Source organism: Bradyrhizobium sp. Leo114 (genome assembly GCF_055229415.2).
The window spans coordinates 1-258 of record NZ_JBUYEN020000261.1 but is presented as its reverse complement, the minus strand read 5'-3'; the positions used below and the strand labels follow the sequence as shown (position 1 = coordinate 258).

Annotated in this window: 1 pseudogene; it reads left to right on the top strand. The window is 68.2% G+C overall.

Annotation, left to right across the window (positions count from 1 at the left end):
- Positions 1 to 258, top strand: a pseudogene (locus tag ACZIRK_RS45660) (transposase); the annotation flags it as partial.

Sequence of the window (258 nt, the reverse complement as noted above, 5' to 3'; positions counted from 1 at the left end):
GCGCGCAGAGCTGGCGTGAGCTCCTGATCGACGTCAAGCGGCGCGGGTTGCAGATCGCCCCGGAAATTGCCGTCGGCGACGGCGCGCTCGGCTTCTGGAAGGCGCTCGACGAGGTCTGTCCCGGCACGCGCCACTAGCGATGCTGGGTGCACAAGACCGTGAACGTCCTGGACAAGGTCCCGCTCTCGGTGCAGGCCACCATGAAGAAGGATCTGCGCGAGGTCTACTGGGCGCCGAACCGGGCGTCCGCCGAAGCGG